Genomic DNA, 18,398 nt, shown 5'->3' with positions numbered 1-18,398 from the left:
GATCGGCGGCGGTGAGAGATGCTCGGGGGCCGGGGTCAGCGGTGACGGGCAGTCGGGCCGATGACCGGGCCGGTGACGATCAACTCGTGCTCGGTCGCGGAGGCGTGGCCGTGGAAGGCCACCCGCGCCGACCCGGCCGCAAGCAGGGCGTCTCCGCGCTGGCAGGACAGCAGGAACGCCCGCTCGCCATCAGTGAGCCCGAACGCCTCGGCTACCGCGCCGATCGCCTGCGGCGCCTGCCGTAGCAGCACCTGGGTTGCGGCGTTGGAGACGACGGCGCGGCCGGTCTTGGTGGCGAGCACGTCAGCGGCGTCCTGGGTGACGACGGTCAGGCCGACGCCATACTTGCGCGCCGACTTGGCCAGGGTCTCCAGGAACACGCCGCCGCGCCCGCCGGAGAGCAGCTTCCACGCCTCGTCCACGAGCACCATCCGCAGCACCTCCGGCCGCTGACCGGGTGCGGTGGCGGCGCGGACGGTGCGCCAGATCGTGTCGAGGGTGAGCAGCGTGCCAACCGGGTGAAGTTGCTCGGGCAGGTCCTTGATGGCGAAGACCACGAGATGCCCCTGCGCTGCGGTGGTGGTCGGACCGTCGAACAGGCCCTTCATGCTGCCCGCCACGTAGGGGTGCAGGCGGGCGGCGACTCGACGGCCGGCGTCGTCGGTGTCCTCCAGCGCGGCCATCACATCACCGAGCAGCGGTGCCGGTCGTCGCCAGGTGCGCGGGTCAGTGGTGATGCCCTTGGCCCGGTACGCCGCGAGCACCGCCACGTCGAGGGAGCGGGCTTCGTCGCCGGGCAACGGCGCGCTGACGGCGGTGTCACCGCTGCCGATTACGGTCACGAGCGTGTGCAGGAACCGCGCCCGGTCGTTGAGGGCGTCGTCGTCGCCGGGCGGCAGATCAAGTGGGTTGATCTTCACGCCGGCCGCGCCGAGGCGGATGACGGTGCCGCCGACCGCGTCGGCTAGGCGCAGGTATTCGTCTTCGGGGTCGATGACGAACGCCTCCACCCCGAGGCACAGGTTACGCAACAGGTCGAGCTTCGCCAGATAGGACTTGCCCTCTCCGGAGCGGGCGAGGATGACGGCGTTGTAGTTGGGCTGCGCCCACCGGTCCCACACAACGACGCCGGGCGAGTGCAGGTTGAGCCCAAACAGCACACCCATGCCGCTGTCCCCAGCGGTGTCGGGCAGGTCGGGGCTGGTGAACGGAAACGCTGCGGCGAGGGCATCGGTATCGAACACCCGCTTCATCCCCAGCGCGTCGAACGCCAGGGGTAGGCCGCTGATCCAGCCCTGCAACTGCCGCCACGTCACCGGCGCGGTCTCCAGCAGCAGCGAGGAGGCTAGGGAGCGCACCTCGGCCACCCGATCGGCCAATTCATCCGGGCTGGCGCCGTGCACGGTCAGGTACAGACCGAGGCGGAACAGCCGGGCCTCGCCTCGGGCCACACGTCCCGCCAGCTCGGCGGCGTCAGCCGCGGCGGCATCAAGTTCGGGATCGTCGAGGCGGCCCTTGGCCGCGTCCTGGCGCCGGGAGGACTCAAACCGGCCCCGCTGCTTACGCAGCCGCTGCGAAGCCACCGCCGGCGGGACCGGCTCGATATGGAAGGCGACGTCGACCAAGCCCGGGTAGGCCAGGAGCGGCTCAGCCCACCCTGGGCCGACCTCAGCCGGGTAGCCGACGACGGTCAGGGTGGCACTGTAGCCGTCCCCGACCCGCACGAACCGGCCGTCGACCTCCACGGCGTCCGGCGAACCGGACAGGATCGTGGCCGACTCGGGCAGAGCAGGTCGCCGCTTCGGCAGCAGTGCGGAAAGCAGGCTCACAGGTCATCACCTCCGACAAACGTGGCGTAGGGCGTGAGTGCCGAAGCGGTGGGGTCGAGGCTGGCCGCAAGCCGCACCGTGGCCTCCGGCCCGGCGAGGACCCGGGCGGAAACCTCACAGCCGGCGAGAGCGCGCACCGCCTCGGCCGCGTGGTGCGCGGTGTGGTGCGCACCGCGACGGCTGCGCACCGCGACGGTGACCTGCCGGTGCAACAGCTCGCGCTGCCCGGCCAGGTCATCGAGGAACGCCACGTGCGCGCGAGCGGCCTCCTCCAGCGCGGAATGCGGCAGCCCCGGGGCGGCGGCGAGGAACCGGTCGGCGAGGTAGGTCAAGTCGACTCGCTGCGCCCGCACCACGATCTGCGCCGGGCCGTCGAGGCTGTACAGCCACCGCGCGAACCCGGCCACCAGGCCGTTTTGTTCCCCAGGTGTCCGTAGCCCGAACGCCACCGTCGAGGCCGCGACCAGGCCGGTTGTGCCGTCCGGGCCGAGGTCGATCAGACCGTCCGGTGTGATGCCCTTCGCGGGTAGCCGCAGCGGTGCGGGCAGCGGGAGCCGGTCACCCGGCCCGGCGGTGGTCTGCACCCATGCCGGAGCCGGGATGACCGGCCCGTCTGCCGGCACAAGCCGGCGCGGACCGCGATGGTGCCGCAGCGCCGCGAGGAGCCACATGTCGAGGCCGACCCCGTCACGGCGGCCGACCGCGAGCAGGAACGCCCCGGCGGCGACCGGGATCGCCCCGGCAAGGAACCCCACCGGGTGCACCACCGTGGCCACTGCCGTCCACACCGTGTAGAGCAGCAGACCCGCCACGGCGAGGACCACCAACTGCCGCCCGGACATGCCGAACGCAAGCCGGTCGGGCCGCTCGATGTCGGCGGGCACCCGAGCCCGCATCGGCGCCTCGTCGCTGGGCCGGCTCATCGCTGATCACCCCTCGGCTTCGATGACGAGCGCCGCGCCGGGGCGGAGGAGCGACCTAGCGGCGGGGACGGGGATGGCGGGGACTGCTCGGTGCGGACGATGGCCGGACCTGCCGATGCCGGACCACCACTCGGGGACGACGCCGCCGCAGGCGCGGACGGCCGCAGCGGCGGGGACGGGACCACCGACCGGCGACCGTCCCGGGATGGCGGCGCGGACGAGATCGGCGGACGGGGCCGGGGCGTGCCGGTGGCCGGTGCCCGGCGGGCGGCGGCCGGGGTACCCGCCGTAGTGGCGGCTTGCCCGTGCGGGCCGGCACGCCGTGCGGCCGTAGGTCGCGTCGCTGGGATCGAGGCGCGTCGTGGACCGCCGGCTGCCGATGTGTGCGGAGCTGCGGAGAACACCGGCGTTACTGGGGCCGGTGGCCGGCGTGGTGCGTTCTGCGGTGTCGGTGCGGCCGAGAACGTGACCGCCGGTGCTCGACCGCCGCGCCGGGGTGTCGGTGTCGTGGCGTCGCTGAAGGCGACCCGGGTCGGCGGCATCGTCGGGGACGGTGGACTCGGCTGGGGCGGGGACGGGTCAGAGAACCGCGTGCCTGGGACACCTGCGGACGGCGGTGCCGGTGTGGACGGGGCGGACGGGTGGCTGAAGGTGGGGGCGGCGTTCGTCCCGGACAGCGCGGGTAGCGGCGTGTGGGTGATCGGGGCGTGGCTGAACGCGGCCGGTCCCGGCGGGGACGGGCGGACGGGAGTCGGCCCCGGACGAGGTGGAGGGGACGGGCGGGGCGGACGGGGGCCACCGGGCAGCGGACGGGGGCCGGGCGGACGGGAAGTCGTCCGTCCGGCGGTCCGGGCGGTGCTCGCGCCGCCCAGGATGCCGGCCGCCGCCCCGATCGTTTTGATCATCAGGAAGGCGTGGACGAGTTGACCGATCAGTCCTCGGCCGTTGCGCTGCCCGAGCGGGCCGAGGACGAACTGTCGCATCCAGCCCGGCAGTTTGATCAGCAGCCACAGCATCGTCAGGCAGACCACGATGCCGAGGAGCCCATGCCCGGTCGCGGGTATGCCCATGACGGTCGGTCCGGCGGGGGTGAGGAACACCTTGATGGCGGCCATGACGACGATGGCCTGGCCGAGTTGCAGGCCGAGGCAGGCCAGGAAACAGCGCCACCACAGGTGGGCCACGCCCTCGGTGAGCGGGCTGGCGTGGCAGATCAACGCCGCCGGGGCGACCCCGAACAGGATGACCAGCGCCGCCAGACGAAGGACGAACGTGAACTCCAGGACGAGGCACATCACGATCACCGCGATGGCCAGCAACGCCATCAGGAACCCGCCGCCTCGCAGGGCGTCGTCCACGGTCTGCCGGATCGCCGTCGCGGCGCTCGGGCCGTCGATCGTGTTGCCGGCGATGGCCACAGTGAGCGCGTTGGTCAGCTCGATCGCCTTCTGGCCGATGATCAGGCTGCAATTCGCGAGGACCACGCCCACGGCGATGCGGGGTAGCACCTGCTTGAGCCCATACTGGGTTTGCAACGTTTCCCGAGCGGTGATCAGGAAACCGCCGGCCACGATGAACAGCACGATGATGCCGTTGGCGACGATCAGGCTGATCGTCCAGATCGCCTTGACGTGCTCGTTATTGGTGAGGTCCGGGGTGGACAGCCATGATGCGCCGAGGGCCTCCATGACCGGCTGGAGGGCCTGCTCGGCAGCCCAGACGACCAGGTCCACGACGGCCTTGCGGATCTGGCCGCCGATGTCGTACCAGGCCGGATCATCATCGACCCCCTGCGACGGCGGGCCGGGAGTCGGGGCAGGGCCGGGCGCGGGTGCCGGCGTGGGCGACGGGGACGGGTCCGCTCCCGGCGGGCGGACGCCCGGGTCGGGCACGCCAGGCGGCGGGCCGGGCGCGGTGGAGGGCGGGCCGGGCGCGGGGCTCGGCTCGGCGTGCGCCGGCCCGGCCCAGGCGAGGGCCAGGCCAGCGAGAACGACCACGCCGAGCAGCAGCAACGCCAGCCGACGGGTGACAGGGTGGGGTCGGATCGCCAGGGTGCCCATCACGCCACCCACGCGCCGACGATGGTGACAAACAGCGGCGCGAGCAGGGCAAGGCCGTAGCCGATCGCGGCGGACCGCAGCGTGAGCTTGGCTTTCTCGACCTCGCCGGGGTCGCCGTTGGCGGCCAAGTACCGTAGGCCACCGACGGTCAGGAACAGCGTGGCGACGGCGACGAGGATCCCGACGAGCCAGGCGCGAATCCGGTTGGCGACCTGTTGGATCGACTCGGCGGACAGCACCACCGAGGCTGGTTCGGCCGCGTAGGCCGTGTCAGGGACGGCGGCGAGGGCTACCGCCACCGCGGCGGCACCGAGCAGCATCACCAGCCCGACGCGGACCGGTTGAGGAAGGTGTCGACGCAGACGAGGGACGGTCGGCCGTCCCCGCCTGCCCGTCCCGAGACGACGAACGGCCGCCTCGGGACGCGGGACAAGACGGTGATCCATGGGATTGGGCACCTCCGGGGCGCACGCCGAAACAGCCCGCAGCGGGGCGGGGGCGCGCGAGTGGGTGGCGAAGGCGGGACCAGGCGGTGCGGGGTGACCTGTGATGCCGACCGGCGCGGCCGTCCTCCTCACCAGCAAGTTCGGTGGGTGGGCCAGGGGCCGTGCGGGGTGTCAGCGCCGTCAACGGATCCGGTCGAAACGAGGTCACCTGCGCGGAGAAGTCCCGCACTAGGGGATTACACATCCGGGCCTCGGATTGGAAACCGGCAGCTCAGGCAACCTGCTTACGGACGCTTCCGGGCGGTCGAGGCGTCTAGGACCACCGTCGCGGTGGCCTCGGTGATCACGTCGGCGTACGGGTCGGACAGCGCGCCGGACTCGATCGCGGCCGTCAGCCGGGCCACCGCGGCGGTGCGCCGCTTGTACAGGTTCCAGCGCGGCTGGCCGGTCCGTTCGGCGTACGCGGTGAGGCTGACCTCTTCCAGGTACGTCGCGCCGATCAGCTCCGCCTCCTGCACGGTGATGACCCCGGCGGTCACCGCGCGGGCCAAGACGAGATCCGGGTGGCCGAACGGGGCCGGCGGCACCACCGCCCCGGGGGCGTGGTTCGGTGCCCCGGACGAGGCCGGCTCCAAGTCACGCAGTTCGGCGCGGGCCTTGGAGAACGCGGCGGACAGCAGGTTCCCGACCACGCCCGGCCTGTCGAGGTCGACCGTGCCGAGAGCGCGCAGGAAGTGCTCGACGATGGCGGCCTGCACGTCGCCGGTGAACAGCTTGGCCAGCAGGTACGCCTTGAACCGCAAGCCCGGCAACGCCACGCCGACCGCACCGGCCCTCCAGGCCGGGTCACCGGTACGGGCACGCTGCACCAGCAGCCGCCACACCACATCCCGAGCGGCGTAACCGCAGGACGGGTGCATCAGGATCGCCGACAACTCCGGCAGGGCAATAGCCCGGCGGGGCAAGCCGTGGCCGAGGCAGCGGCCGTCGACCGACAGTGGGCTCGGTCCCTGCCCCAGCAGCCGGAACCGGTACTCGATGTCGTTAAGCAGCGTCTCGCCACGCGGCCCGGCAGCCGGGCCGGTGGCAGGGGGACGACGGTCCATGGTGGTGCTCCCTCGTGATGACCATGTGCCGTCCGGCGGGAGTGCCGGTCGGCGCTGTGCCACCACGCCACCAGGGCCTTTGAACAGATCATGAACACTGCTGATCTTGTTCAAGGCGTCTCGACACGTGTTCAACCCGGCCATCGCCGATCCCCATCGATGCGCCTCGCCGTCAGCCGGCCGCCGCTCTGGGCCGAGGTGTGCAACCCGTGGTCAGGGCTGTTCAAGGCGCTGGACGCCGGTTGCGCCCGCGCCGAGGCCGCGCCCATGAACACGCACTGCCCTCCGACGCGATCCACGCCTCAAGTCGGCGCGCGCTCACACCCGCAGCGATTGTGTTCAAGGCCCCTCGACAGTCAGCCGGTTCGTGTTCCACCGGATAATGACCTTGTTCAAGCCGGTAAGGATCTTGTTCAACCGGTCACCGATCGCGTCGGAGTTCGACGCCGCTCACGCGAGGCCGGCAGCCGAGGTCTCGACGGCTTTGACCTGTGTGTTCAACCCACTGAGGATCTTGTTCAACCGGGCGATGCCGGGCGGCGCGGCGGAGTCGGCGCAGAGCGCGTTTCCAATCCAAGACCCGGATCTGTAATCCCCTAGTGTCAGCGCTCGTCGGCGGACGTGGCCCACACGCTCATGCCGAAGCCCCACGCCACTGCCCCCGGTGACCGGCTCCAGCCGGTACCGGTCGGGCTGTTCCTTCCCCGCCGCGTCCAGCGCACGCCCCGCACCGGAGTGCCGGACTGGCACGGACTCTCCCCAAGCCATCTCGCCTACCTCATCCGCCGCTACACCCACGCCGGCGACGTGGTGCTCGACGTCGACGCGCACCCCGCCGCCCTCGCCGCCACCCGCTACCTGCGCCGGGCACCAGCCCGACTGATCACCGGTCGCCACGGCCCGCGCGTGCGGCTCCTCACGTCCGCCCCCGAACGCCGGGCGGCGCGTCGGCCCGGTACCGGTGTCGACCTGATCCTGGCGAGCCTGCCCGCCGGGACGCAGCGCCTCACCCAAGACAGCGCGGCCACCGCAATGACCGCCTGGCGACCTCTACTGCGCCCCGGCGGGTTCCTCCTCGTCGGCCTCACCCCCGCACCACCTGGACCGGGCGAGTTCAGCCACCGCGCGACGGTCATCGCCGCCGCCCGCGCCGCCGGCTTCTTCTACCACCAGCACATCCCCGCCGTCCTCGTCCCGCTGCCCGAACACGAGCCCCGCACCAACCCCGACCACCCCGGCGAGGCCGACGACCGGCGGCTGCTCGCCGGCCGCCACCTGCCCGCCTTCCGCGATTTGGTCGTGTTCGGCACCACCGCCACCGGTGAGGAGAACCCCCATGCCTGAGCCTCGCCCGTCGTTCCGCACCGCCGGTCCGCACGACTCCGCGCCGCCGTACCCCGGGTCAGACTTGGCGGATCTGCTCGCCAAGGGCTACCTGGGTTCGGTCTGGCTCACCGGCCGACATCCGTCCCGCGACCTGCGGCGCGGCCGATACACCCCCGAGTCGATGAAGCACCCCGGCAAGATGCTGCCCACCATCGCCCGGTACGCCATCCGCACCTACACCAACCCCGGTGACCTGGTGCTCGACCCCATGGCCGGCATCGGCACCACCGTCATCGAGGCCATGCACCTCGACCGACACGGCGTCGGCGTCGAGTACGAAGCCGAATGGGTCGCCCACGCAGCGGCCAACATCCGTCACGCCGCCCAGGCCGGGGCAACAGGCCGGGGCGAGATCTACCACGGCGACTCGACCACGCTGCCGTCCCTGCTGCCGGCGAGCCTGCACGGGCGAGCCTCCCTGGTGATCACCTCGCCGCCGTACGGGCCGTCCACCCACGGCCACGTCCGCACTCCCGGCCCGAGACGCGGCAAGGTCCGCAAGCTCCACCACAAGTATGGAGCCGGGGACAACCTCGCCTACCGCAGCCACGGTCAACTCGCCGACGGGTTCACCGCGATTCTCGCCGGTTGCCGCACGCTCCTGCGGCCCGGCGGACACGTCGTGGTCACCGCCCGGCCCTACCGTCGCCACGGCGAACTCATCGACATTCCCGGCATGGTCGTCGCCGCCGGCATCAACGCCGGCCTCGAACTGGTCGAGGAGTGCATCGCCCTCATCTGCGGCGTTCGCGACGGCGTGATCATCCCGCGGGCCTCGTTCTTTCAGCAGAAGAACGTCCGCGACGCCATCACCGCAGGCGACCCGCAATGGCTCGTTCAACACGAAGACGTGGTGATCTTCAAAGCCCCGCCGCAGGACCCCCGGCGCGCCTCGACAGTGAGCGGATGCGCCCCGGCCACCGCGCACACCGGCCGCAGGCTTGATGTCTTCACCCCCGCCCACGTGGATCGACGTCCACACGCGCACGCCGTGAACGCCAGTCCCGACGGCCGTGCCACCGGCACCCGGTCCAAGCCGGACCGGGACGTGGAAAGGACACCCGATCCGTGCCCGTCCTCATCACCCCCCATCCCGGGGGACGTACGGTCCGACACCGCCGCCCGGCGGCCCACCGCCCCCACCAAACCCCACCCGCAGGACGGTTCGCCCGCTACGGCAGGCCGGCGATGAGCGCCCCGCCCGCCGCCGAATGGCGGCCCGACCCGCTCTTGACCATCGATGACGTTGCGCTCTGGTTGGGCAAGCCGAAGAACACCCTCTACGCCTGGCACAGCCGAGGCAAGGGACCACGCGCCATCCGCGTCGGCAACACCCTGCGGTACCGGCGCAGCGAGGTCGAACGCTGGCTCGACGCCCACACCGACCCGGAGCGCTGAGCCATGGCCCGACCCCCACTCCCAGTCGGCACCTGGGGCACCATCCGAACCGAGAAGCTCGGCCCCAACCGGTACTGCGCCCGAGCCCGATTCCGTGACTACGACGGCAGGACCCGCGATGTCGAAGCCGCCGGCACCACCGGCCCTGCCGCCATCCGAGCACTGAAGGTCGCACTTCGTGACCGCGCTGCACCGAACGACGACGAGATCACCCGCGAGACCCACGTCAGCAGACTCGCCGAACTCTGGGTCGAAGAGATCATCGCTGAGGAACGGCTCGCGCTACAGACCATTCAGCGGTACCAGACCAGCCTGCGCACACGGATCGTGCCCGCCCTCGGTGGCCTGCGAGTGCGCGAGGCCAGCGTCGGGCGGCTCGACAAGTTCCTACGGGATATCGCCAAGGAACACCCGTCGGCGGCCAAAGGCGCGAAAGTTGTCCTCGGCCAGATGTTTGCCCTGGCGGTACGTCGGGGCGCGCTGACGGCCAACCCGGTGCGCGAGACGGGGCGACTACGCAAGCCGCGCCGTAAGGTCGCCGCCCTTAAGGATGAGCACCTTCAGACCGTCCGTTCGGCGATCCGCGCCTGGCAGCAACCGATTCTCGGCAAGCCCGGTCCCCGGCACTCCGGAGACCTGGCCGACATCGTCGACCTGATGCTCGCCACCGGCGCCCGCATCGGTGAAATCCTCGCTCTGCGATGGGAAGACCTGGACCTCGCCGCGGAACACCCGACCTTGACTATCTGCGGCACGATCGTCTACCTCAAAGGCAAGGGATTCTTCCGCCAGGAGTGGACGAAGTCCGACGCCGGGTTCCGAACAGTGGTCCTGCCTCGGTTCGCGGTAGGGATGCTGATGGCCCGCAAGCTCAACGCCCCCGACAACCCCCACGATGCGATCTTCGCCTCCCGGCGTGGCACGTGGCTGTCTCCGCAGAACGTACGCCGCCAGTGGCGACAAGCCCGCGCCGACACCGGCCTCGAATGGGTCACCCCGCACACGTTCCGCAAGACCGTGGCCACGCTCATCGACAAGGAGGCCGACGCCAAGAGCGCCGCCGCCCAACTCGGGCACGCCAACGAGGACGTCACCAACATGTACTACATCGCCAAGCCCGTCCTCGCACCGGACGTCTCCAACATCCTCGAACGGTTCAGCGCCGATCGGGCAGCAAGTGACCCCGACCCGCCGCGACCGGCTGTCTAAACGGACCGCATAGGGATGAACCGGCGGTCCCCCGACACGTCCCACGGCCGATGCGACGGAGAATCTGGTTGCCGACCGGGTTAGTGGGGGGTTTTCGGGGGACGATTCAAGAGTCCATAGACAAAAATCAACGCCCTGACCAGCGTACTTGCTGGTCAGGGCGTTTCCTCTGGTCGGGGTGGCCGGATTCGAACCGACGACCTCTTCGTCCCGAACGAAGCGCGCTACCAAGCTGCGCCACACCCCGAGGCGTGCCGACAAATAGTAGCCCACCCGTCCCGGGGGTCAAACTCGGTACCCCGGGGCGGCGGTCAGCGTGGGATGAGCGTGAGCAGGCTGGCCTCCGGCGGGCAGGCGAAGCGGACCGGGGCGGTGGGGTGGGTGCCGAGGCCGGCGGAGACGTGTAGCCAGGAGTCCGAGCCGGGCCAGCGGTGCAGGCCCTTCGCCATCGACCGGGGCAGACCGCAGTTGGTGACCAACGCCCCTACGCCAGGTACGCAGACCTGACCGCCGTGGGTGTGGCCGGCGAGCAGCAGCCCGAAGCCGTCGGCGGCCATCTCGTCGAGCAGCGGCGGCTCGGGGGAGTGGGTCAGGGCGATGGAGAGGTCCGCGTCGGTCGAGACGGGGCCGGCCACGGCGGGGTAGTCGTCCCGTTCGATGTGCGGGTCGTCGACACCGATCATGTCGATCGCCCGGCCGCCGGCCTTGATCGTGCCGCGCCGGTTGTTCAGGTCCGTCCAGCCGGCCCTGGTGAAGACGTCCCGCAGCTCCTCGTAGGGCAGCTCGGTCCCCTCCGAGTATTCCCGGTCGGGCAGGAAGTAGCTGAACGGGCTCTTCCAGACCGGCCCGGTGTAGTCGTTGGAGCCGAAGACGAACGCGCCCGGGTAGTCGAGCAGTGGTTGCAGCGCCCGCAGCACACCCGGCACCGCGTCGGGGTGGGCCATGTTGTCCCCGGTCACCACCACCAGGTCGGGGTCGAGGGCGGCCAGCGACGCGACCCACTGCTGCTTGCGTAGCTGGTTGGGGGTCATGTGCAGGTCCGACAGGTGAAGTACGCGCAGCGGCTCGGTGCCGGTCGGCAGCACCGGGACGTCGAAGCGCCGGAGGGTGAACATGTTGCGCTCGATGAGCGACGCGTACGCCAGGGCGGCGGCGCCCGTCGCGAGCGTGGCGGTCGCGAGCCGGAATAGTGTGCGCTTTCGCATGCCGATCAGGGTAGTTTGACCGTCCATGAGCACGTTGAAGGACCGCCTTACCGCTGACATGCGCGCCGCCCTGAAGGCCCGCGACGAGCTGACCACCTCCACCCTGCGGATGGCCCTGGCCGCCGTCGGCACCGCCGAGGTCTCCGGCAAGGCCAAGCGCGAGCTCAGCGACGAAGAGGTGCTGGCCGTGCTGACCAAGGAGGCGAAGAAGCGCCGGGAGGCCGCGACCGCCTTCGCGGACGCGGGCCGGGCCGAGCAGGCCGCCAAGGAGACCGCCGAGGGTGAGGTGCTGGATCGCTACCTGCCGAAGCAGCTCTCCGACGCCGAGCTGACCGAGCTGGTCGCGGGGGCGCTCGCCGCGGGTGGCTTCACCGGCAAGGCCCAGATGGGCCCGGCGATGAAGGCGGCCCAGGCCGCGGTGGCTGGCCGGGCCGAGGGCGGTCGGGTGGCCGCCGAGGTACGCGGCCAGCTCGGCGGCTGAATCCTGCTGTCGACGAGCCACGGGCGGGCACCCGCGTTGGGTGCCCGCCCGTGGGCGTTGCTGGCGGCGATCAGCCGCCCGGCCGGTCGTCGTCCGGCGGGCGGGTGGGGATGCTGGGCGGCCCGGACGGACCGTTGCCGGGCCGGCCGTTGCCGTTGCCGTTGCCGCCACCGTCGTTGTTGCCGCCACCACCGGCGCTGACCTGGATCGTCACGTACCCGCCCTTGATGGTGCGGCCCTCGGGGCTGGTGCCGGCCGCAGTGCCGGCGGGGCACTCGGAGGTGACCCGGCTGCTGGAGACGATCGGCTGGAAGCCGGCACCGGAGATGCGCGACTTCGCCTGCTCGATGGCGAGGCACCTGACGCCGGGGATGCTGCGCTGGTCACCGAGGGAGATCTTCTGACCCGGCGGGTCGAAGTCGATTCTCTTCTTGCCCTTCATGGCGTCGCGCAGCGTCTCGTTGACCGGCGGGTTGATGCCGTCCGCCTGGTTGTGCTTCATCTTGACGTTGGTCTGCGGCCAGTCCGGGTCGGCCAGGATGCCGGCCACCGCGTACTGCTTGGTCATCGCGACCAGGGAGGCGGTCTTCTCGGAGTCGGTGGTGCCGGACTTGCCCGCTACCGGAGCGTTGACGATGCTCTTGGTCTGCGGGGACGTCCGGCTGCCGCCGCACTTGGTGGTACGGGAGTTGTCACCCACCGGGCAGCGGGCCGCGTCCACGGCCGCCCGGGCGACCTCGGTGCTGAACCGCTTCTCGCAGCGCGGGTTGGCCACGTCCAGCTTGTTGCCGTCCAGGTCGCGGATCTCCTGCACCGGGATCGGCTCGCAGTACTTGCCGTCGGCGGCCAGCGTGGCGTACGAGTTGGCCAGCTCCAGCGGGGTTACCTGCGAGACGCCCAGGGTGAACGCGCCCCACTGGTGCGCGGCCTCCTTGTTGTTGGCGAACTTCGCGTCCTCGCTCTGCCGGAACTGGATGCCCAGGCGCTTGGCCACGTCGACCACGTTTTCCGCGCCCACCTGCTGCTGCAACGGGACGAAGTAGGTGTTGGTCGAGGCCGAGAAGGCGCTCCACATGTCCTTCACGCCGCCGGGCTGACGGTTGGAGTTGGTCGGGCAGTAGAGGTTGGTGCCCGGGCAGGCGGCCGGGCTGCTGCTGCTGATGATGTATTCGGACTTGAACTGCTGCGGGGCGTTGATGGAGTAGCTGAGCGGGATGCCCTTCTCCAGGGCGGCCACGATGGTGTAGATCTTGAAGACCGAGCCGCCCTGGTACCCGGTGATCCCGTCGCCGCCGCTCAGCAGCGGATTCACCGTGTTCGGGTAGTTGCCGAGCTTGCCCTTGTTGCGCTGGACCGGATCGCTGTGCGGCCCGTTCTTCGGGGCCTTCGGGTTGTCGAGCTTGAAGTTGCGGTTGGTCGACAGCGCCCGCACCCGGCCGGTCCCGGGCTCGACCACGGCGATCATCACGGCTTCCTTGGAGGTCACCGGCTTCGCCTTGCGGACCGCCGTGTCCGCGCCCTGCTGAGCCTGCTTGTCCAGGCTGGTGGTGATCGTGTAGCCGCCGCTCTTGAGCCGGCGCTCGCGGTCGTACGAGGTCGAGCCGAACGTCTCCTGCGCCATCCACCAGCGGTAGAAGTAGTCGCAGAAGAAGCCCCAGGCGTTCTTGTTGGCGGCGACGCAGCCGTTGGAGGTCCGCTTGCCCTTGACCACGAGCTTGACGGCCTTGGCCGCCTCGGCCTCCTCCTTGGTGATCGCCCCGGTGGTGACCATGTGGTCGATGACGTAGTCACGCCGGGCGACCGCCTGCGGGTAGCCGCTCTTGGTGGTCGGGTCGAACGAGGTCGGCGCCTTGACCAGGCCGGCCAGCATGGCGGCCTCTTCGATCTTCAGGTTCTTCGGCGGCTTGTTGAAGTAGACCTGGCTGGCGGCGTAGACGCCGTACGCGCCGTTGCCGAAGGCGGCGAGGTTGAGGTAACGCTCCAGGATCTCGTCCTTGGACATCTCCTTGTCCAGCTGGATGGCGTACCGCATCTCGCGCAGCTTGCGGGCGCTGGTGTCCTCGGTGGCGGCGACCACGTCGGCCGGGTGGGTCGCCGAGTACGCGATGGCCATCCGGACGTACTGCATGGTCAGCGTCGAGGCGCCCTGCCGGTCCCGGGTGGCGTCGCTGTTGTTGACGAAGGCCCGGGCGACGCCGTTGAGGTCGACCCCGTTGTGGTTGTAGAACTGGTGGTCTTCGGCGGCGATGATCGCCTTCTGCATGTACGGCGAGATGTCGGCCAGCTTGGCCTCTCGACGGTTCTCGTCGTACATGGTGGCCAGGGGTGTCTTGCCGTCCGAGGCGAGCAGATAACTGATCTGGGGCGCGCGGGCCACGGTCAGTTCCTTCGGCAGCGCGCCGAAGGTATCAGCGCCGGCCTTCGCGGCCAGGCCAGACATCGCCACGGCGGGGAATGCCGCCGCGGCTACCACCACGCCGGCCAACAGCCCACAGACGAGCAGCGATGCGGCGTTGGTCAGGACGTTATGGTCACGTTTCCGCATCCAGGTCACCTCGACAGGGTACGCGTACAGGTAACGAGGGGCGCTGGGGCGTCTTTTCCCCATTTCCTGCGCGCGCCGGCCTCGTTGTGCTAGACGCGTGGCACCGGGTGTCCGGTTGCGTGATTCCGTGTCGAGTTTCCTCCCTGTGGAGGCGACCCGCAGCGTTTTCGCGGACTCCGGTGGGGTAAGCGGTGGTCCCGAGCCCGAGAAGCCGGGAGTGTCCGGAATGATGGATTTAGCCGACAACGTTGCGTAATCGGGCAACTACAGAGCATGATGGGGGCGGCGAGAGCGCCACATGTCGTCCGTGCCGCCTTTGGGGTAAGGCGTGCCGGGCGCTCGGGGGGAAATGCCGGCTGGCCCGCGACGGCGTCGGTAGTACTGCAAGGGGGGACGTGTACAGATGGGCATGATCACTGACTGGCCGTCGCTGGCGGCGTGTCAGAACGGGGACCCGGACGCGTTGTTCGTACAGGGCGCCGAACAGAACGTGGCGAAGCGGATCTGCCGAAGCTGCCCAGTCCGGTACGAGTGCCTGGCCGACGCGCTGGACAACCGGATCGAGTTCGGCGTGTGGGGTGGCATGACCGAACGTGAACGCCGCGCGCTGCTGCGCCGCCACCCGCAGGTCACCAGCTGGCGCAAGATGTTCGAGGCGGCGATGAAGAAGAACGCCAAGGACAAGACCGGCAAGGACAAGATCCTGGCCACCACCAGCAGCTGATCGCGGCCAGGAGCGGCCGATCGCCGCACCGGGCGTGCGTCAGGGGCGGCTGATCGCCGCTGCGATCGTGCGCAGCCCGTCGACGTCGTGCACGTCGGCGGGCTGCGCCGTCACCGAGACCGTCGGCACCTGCGGGAACGCCTCGGTGAACCGCGCGGCCACCTGCTGTTCGCGTACCGCCTGCTCGGCCAGGGTGGCATGCGCCCGCAGCACCTCGACGGTGCCCGCGTGGCCGCCGGCCGCGGCCAGCCGCTCGGCGGCGGCCCGGCTCTCCGGCGCGCCCAGGTCGGGCACGGCCGGGCGGTGCACCCGGTTGAGCACCAGGCCGGCGAGGGGCATGTTCTCCTCGCGCAGCCGGCCGGCGAAGTAGGCGGCCTCCCGGACCGCATCCGGCTCCGGCGCCGCGACCAGCACGAACGCCGTCTCACGTGCCTGCAGGATGCGGTACGTCTGCTCCGCGCGCTGCCGGAACCCGCCGAACATCGAGTCGAGCGCGGCCACGAAACCGGAGAGGTCAGTCAGCAACTGCGCGCCGATCACCTTCTGCACGATCCTGGAGAACATCCCGAAGGAGGCGGTGACCAGGCTGAACATGCTCCGTCCGCCGGTCCGCGCCGGGGCCAGCAGCAGCCGCAGCATCCGCCCGTCGAGGAAGCGGGACAACCGGGCCGGCGCGTCCAGGAAATCCAGCGCCGAACGCGACGGCGGGGTGTCCACCACGATCAGGTCCCACTCGCCCCGCGCGTGCAGCTGGCCCAGCTTCTCCATGGCCATGTACTCCTGCGTGCCGGAGAAGGTGGAACTCATCGCCTGGTAGAAGGGGTTTGCGAAGATCTCTGCCGCCTTCGCCGGATCGGTGTGCGCGAGCACCACGTCGTCGAAGGTGCGCTTCATGTCCAGCATCATGGCGTGCAACTCGCCGCCGCTGGACTCGACGTCGATCCCCTTGACCTGCCGGGGAGTGTTGTCCAACTCGGTCAGGCCGAGCGACTGGGCCAGCCGTCGGGCCGGGTCGATGGTGAGCACCACCGTACGCCGACCGTGCTGCTCGGCCGCGCGCAGCGCGAGCGCGGCGGCCGAGGTCGTCTTGCCCACCCCGCCCGCCCCGCAGCAGACCACGATCCGTACGCCCGGATCGGCCAGGATCTGGTCGACGTCCAGGGGCGGCGCGGCGTTGTCGGAAGGCACCAATCGAGCGTATCGGGCCGACCGGGCCAACGCGTCGGGCCGCGGTCAGGTGTGAGTCATTCGCCGGGCACGAGAGCTGCGGCGAGGGCGTCCAGCCCGGCGCGGTCCACCCCGTCGGGCAGGAACGGCAGCTCCACCAGGGGCACGCCCAGCTCGACCAGGTCGGCGCGGAGCGAATCCTCCAACTCCCGGCGGATGGCCTGGTCGCGCGCCTCCTCGTGCAGGCCGGTGACGAGCCGCCGGTCGGCTGGCAGCCCGGCGGCGCGCAGCCCCCGCGCCAGCTCCGCCTCGGTGACCAGCCGTGCTGCCAGCGGTGGCCGGGTCCCGTTGACGATCACCCGTCCCACCCCGAAGCCCAGCGAGGTCAACTCGTCGATCGCGTCGACGGTCTCCTGCACCGGCATCTCCTCCAGCAGGGTCACCACGTGCACCGCGGTCATCGGTGAGCGCAGGAGCGCCGCGACCCCCTCGCTCTGGGTCTTGATCGGGCCGACCTTGGCCAGCCGGGCGGTTTCGGCGGTCACGTTCAGAAAGCGGCCGATGCGCCCGGTGGGCGGGGCGTCCAGCACCACCGCGTCGTACACCCGCCGCTGCTCGACCGTGCGGGTGGTGGCCTCCTTGAGCTTGCCGGTGAGCAGCACGTCGCGCAGCCCGGGGGCGATGGTGGTGGCGAAGTCGATCGCGCCGAGCTTGCGCAGCGCCCGGCCGGCCGCGCCGAGCTTGTAGAACATGTCCAGGTATTCGAGCAGCGCCTCCTCGGCGTCCACCGCCAGCGCACAGACCTCGCCGCCGCCCGGCGCGTCGGCCAGGTGCTTCTCGGCGTACGGCAGCGGGTCGGTGCCGAAGAGCTGGGCGATGCCCTGGCGCCCCTCCACCTCGACCAGCAGCGTGCGCCGCCCACCGGTGGCCAGGCCCAGGGCGAGGGCGGCAGCCACACTGGTCTTGCCGGTGCCCCCCTTGCCGGTCACCACGTGCAGGCGGGCGGGCCAATCGGTGCCGGTCCGGTCGGCCGGACGCTGCGCTGCTCCCACCTGTCGAGCCTATCCAGCCAGCAAGGTCAGGCGACCTCGCAGACCCACCAGCCGGATTTTCGGATCACGGTGAAGCGCAGGTTCTGGTCGGCGATCTTCTCGTCTGCCGTGGTCACCGTCACCGTGGTGGTGACGGTGGCGCGGTCACCGGTCTCGTTGTCCACCTTCGGGGTGTCCCAGCGGAACCGGGGGTTCTGGTGGGTCGAGGCGTACTCCTCGACCTCGGCGACCTTTGCCCGGATCTTGTCCTGGTCACGGGCGGCGGTGCAGACCAACCTGGCCGCCTTGGCGGCGTCCCGCTCCTGGTAGATCGCGGTGAGGAAGTCGTCGACCGCCACCGACGGCTCCGGCGCGCCCTCGCCCGACTCGGTGTTGCGCAACGCCATGAAGGCGGCCACACCGCCACCGGCGCAGAACAGCAGCACCACGGCCAGGGCGATGGAGGCCAGCAGGGCGCCGCGCTTGCCGGGCGGGCCGGTCGGAGTCTGGTACGGCGGATAGCCGGGCGGGGGCGGCGGAACCGGCTGGCCCTGGGCGGCGTCCGGACCGGCCTGGGCCGGCGGAAGGTCTGTGGGGCCGGTCGGGCCGCCGGCGGGTGGCTGGGTCATCGCGTCCCCCCGGGTACGGCGCATCGCCGCGCGGAGGCGGCGAGCGTGGGATGGTGGCCGGGCCGAGCGCCCGTCCAGACCGGAAGGGTAGCGGTCCGGCTGCCCAACGCGGAGGGCCCGGTGTCTCCCGCATGGAACGGCGAGGCCGGTTTCCCGCTGGTCGGGTGTCGCAAATGTGACCGAAGGGCATCGACCGTGCGCGTCCTGTTGATGGGACCGGCGCTCCGTCCTACCGTCGCTCCGGCACGCCCGGCCCGGG

16 protein-coding genes and 1 tRNA gene are annotated in these 18,398 nt (G+C 70.9%); 6 read left to right on the top strand and 11 right to left on the bottom strand.

What is annotated here, in order from left to right:
• Window positions 1-35: 35 nt before the first annotated feature.
• The 5 genes from ACQPYA_RS29435 to ACQPYA_RS29415 form a co-directional block, all read right to left on the bottom strand.
• Window positions 36-1,829, bottom strand: a complete 1,794-nt coding sequence (locus ACQPYA_RS29435; RefSeq protein ID WP_433530251.1) for a VirB4 family type IV secretion system protein — start codon at window positions 1,827-1,829, stop codon at window positions 36-38.
• Window positions 1,826-2,752, bottom strand: coding sequence for a PrgI family protein (locus ACQPYA_RS29430; RefSeq protein WP_433530250.1), 927 nt, complete (start codon window positions 2,750-2,752; stop codon window positions 1,826-1,828). Before ACQPYA_RS29430 ends, ACQPYA_RS29435 begins: the two co-directional genes overlap by 4 nt.
• Window positions 2,749-4,485: a hypothetical protein gene (locus ACQPYA_RS29425; RefSeq protein WP_433533680.1), complete on the bottom strand. Its 1,737-nt coding sequence runs from the start codon at window positions 4,483-4,485 to the stop codon at window positions 2,749-2,751. Before ACQPYA_RS29425 ends, ACQPYA_RS29430 begins: the two co-directional genes overlap by 4 nt.
• Before the next feature lie 326 nt (window positions 4,486-4,811).
• Entirely contained in the window at window positions 4,812-5,258 is a 447-nt protein-coding gene (locus ACQPYA_RS29420) for a pilin (RefSeq protein WP_433533679.1), read from the bottom strand.
• A gap of 284 nt (window positions 5,259-5,542) precedes the next feature.
• Window positions 5,543-6,364: a hypothetical protein gene (locus tag ACQPYA_RS29415; protein ID WP_433530249.1), complete on the bottom strand. Its 822-nt coding sequence runs from the start codon at window positions 6,362-6,364 to the stop codon at window positions 5,543-5,545.
• 636 nt (window positions 6,365-7,000) lie between these two features.
• Here ACQPYA_RS29415 and ACQPYA_RS29410 point away from each other — a divergent pair.
• The 4 genes from ACQPYA_RS29410 to ACQPYA_RS29395 are packed head-to-tail and all read left to right on the top strand — an operon-like array spanning window position 7,001 to window position 10,357.
• The gene (locus tag ACQPYA_RS29410) at window positions 7,001-7,708 is read left to right on the top strand and encodes a hypothetical protein (protein WP_433530248.1); all 708 of its coding nucleotides are present in this window, start codon (window positions 7,001-7,003) and stop codon (window positions 7,706-7,708) included.
• Window positions 7,701-8,942 carry a TRM11 family SAM-dependent methyltransferase gene (locus ACQPYA_RS29405; RefSeq protein ID WP_433530247.1) on the top strand — a complete coding sequence of 414 codons (1,242 nt, stop codon included), beginning with the start codon at window positions 7,701-7,703 and terminating at the stop codon, window positions 8,940-8,942. The genes ACQPYA_RS29410 and ACQPYA_RS29405 overlap by 8 nt, the downstream gene beginning before the upstream one ends.
• Entirely contained in the window at window positions 8,939-9,148 is a 210-nt protein-coding gene (locus ACQPYA_RS29400; protein WP_203998987.1) for a helix-turn-helix transcriptional regulator, read from the top strand. Before ACQPYA_RS29405 ends, ACQPYA_RS29400 begins: the two co-directional genes overlap by 4 nt.
• Before the next feature lie 3 nt (window positions 9,149-9,151).
• Complete coding sequence (locus tag ACQPYA_RS29395) at window positions 9,152-10,357, top strand: tyrosine-type recombinase/integrase (protein WP_433530246.1); 1,206 nt, start codon at window positions 9,152-9,154, stop codon at window positions 10,355-10,357.
• 170 nt (window positions 10,358-10,527) lie between these two features.
• On the opposite strand, the gene ACQPYA_RS29390 is transcribed toward ACQPYA_RS29395, so the two are convergent.
• Both ACQPYA_RS29390 and ACQPYA_RS29385 read right to left on the bottom strand, forming a co-directional pair.
• A tRNA-Pro gene (locus tag ACQPYA_RS29390) sits at window positions 10,528-10,604 on the bottom strand.
• Between the two features lie 64 nt (window positions 10,605-10,668).
• Window positions 10,669-11,562 carry a metallophosphoesterase gene (locus tag ACQPYA_RS29385; RefSeq protein ID WP_433530245.1) on the bottom strand — a complete coding sequence of 298 codons (894 nt, stop codon included), beginning with the start codon at window positions 11,560-11,562 and terminating at the stop codon, window positions 10,669-10,671.
• Between the two features lie 25 nt (window positions 11,563-11,587).
• On the opposite strand from ACQPYA_RS29385, the gene ACQPYA_RS29380 reads away from it, so the two are divergent.
• Window positions 11,588-12,043, top strand: a complete 456-nt coding sequence (locus tag ACQPYA_RS29380; RefSeq protein ID WP_433530244.1) for a GatB/YqeY domain-containing protein — start codon at window positions 11,588-11,590, stop codon at window positions 12,041-12,043.
• A gap of 70 nt (window positions 12,044-12,113) precedes the next feature.
• Here the strand turns inward: ACQPYA_RS29380 and ACQPYA_RS29375 are convergent, their stop codons facing one another.
• Entirely contained in the window at window positions 12,114-14,588 is a 2,475-nt protein-coding gene (locus tag ACQPYA_RS29375) for a penicillin-binding protein (RefSeq protein ID WP_433530243.1), read from the bottom strand.
• 403 nt (window positions 14,589-14,991) lie between these two features.
• On the opposite strand from ACQPYA_RS29375, the gene ACQPYA_RS29370 reads away from it, so the two are divergent.
• On the top strand, window positions 14,992-15,312 hold the full coding sequence (locus ACQPYA_RS29370) for a WhiB family transcriptional regulator (RefSeq protein ID WP_433530242.1): 321 nt from the start codon (window positions 14,992-14,994) through the stop codon (window positions 15,310-15,312).
• A 39-nt stretch (window positions 15,313-15,351) separates the two neighbouring features.
• Here the strand turns inward: ACQPYA_RS29370 and ACQPYA_RS29365 are convergent, their stop codons facing one another.
• The 3 genes from ACQPYA_RS29365 to ACQPYA_RS29355 are packed head-to-tail and all read right to left on the bottom strand — an operon-like array spanning window position 15,352 to window position 18,139.
• Window positions 15,352-16,503: an ArsA family ATPase gene (locus ACQPYA_RS29365; protein ID WP_433530241.1), complete on the bottom strand. Its 1,152-nt coding sequence runs from the start codon at window positions 16,501-16,503 to the stop codon at window positions 15,352-15,354.
• A 53-nt stretch (window positions 16,504-16,556) separates the two neighbouring features.
• Window positions 16,557-17,531, bottom strand: a complete 975-nt coding sequence (locus ACQPYA_RS29360) for an ArsA-related P-loop ATPase (RefSeq protein WP_433530240.1) — start codon at window positions 17,529-17,531, stop codon at window positions 16,557-16,559.
• Between the two features lie 26 nt (window positions 17,532-17,557).
• Window positions 17,558-18,139 carry an Rv0361 family membrane protein gene (locus ACQPYA_RS29355; protein WP_433530239.1) on the bottom strand — a complete coding sequence of 194 codons (582 nt, stop codon included), beginning with the start codon at window positions 18,137-18,139 and terminating at the stop codon, window positions 17,558-17,560.
• Between the last annotated feature and the right edge of the window lie 259 nt (window positions 18,140-18,398).

It is taken from the genome of Micromonospora sp. CA-263727, from assembly GCF_050942455.1.
GTDB lineage: Bacteria > Actinomycetota > Actinomycetes > Mycobacteriales > Micromonosporaceae > Micromonospora.
This window is presented reverse-complemented; position numbering and strand designations above follow the sequence as displayed.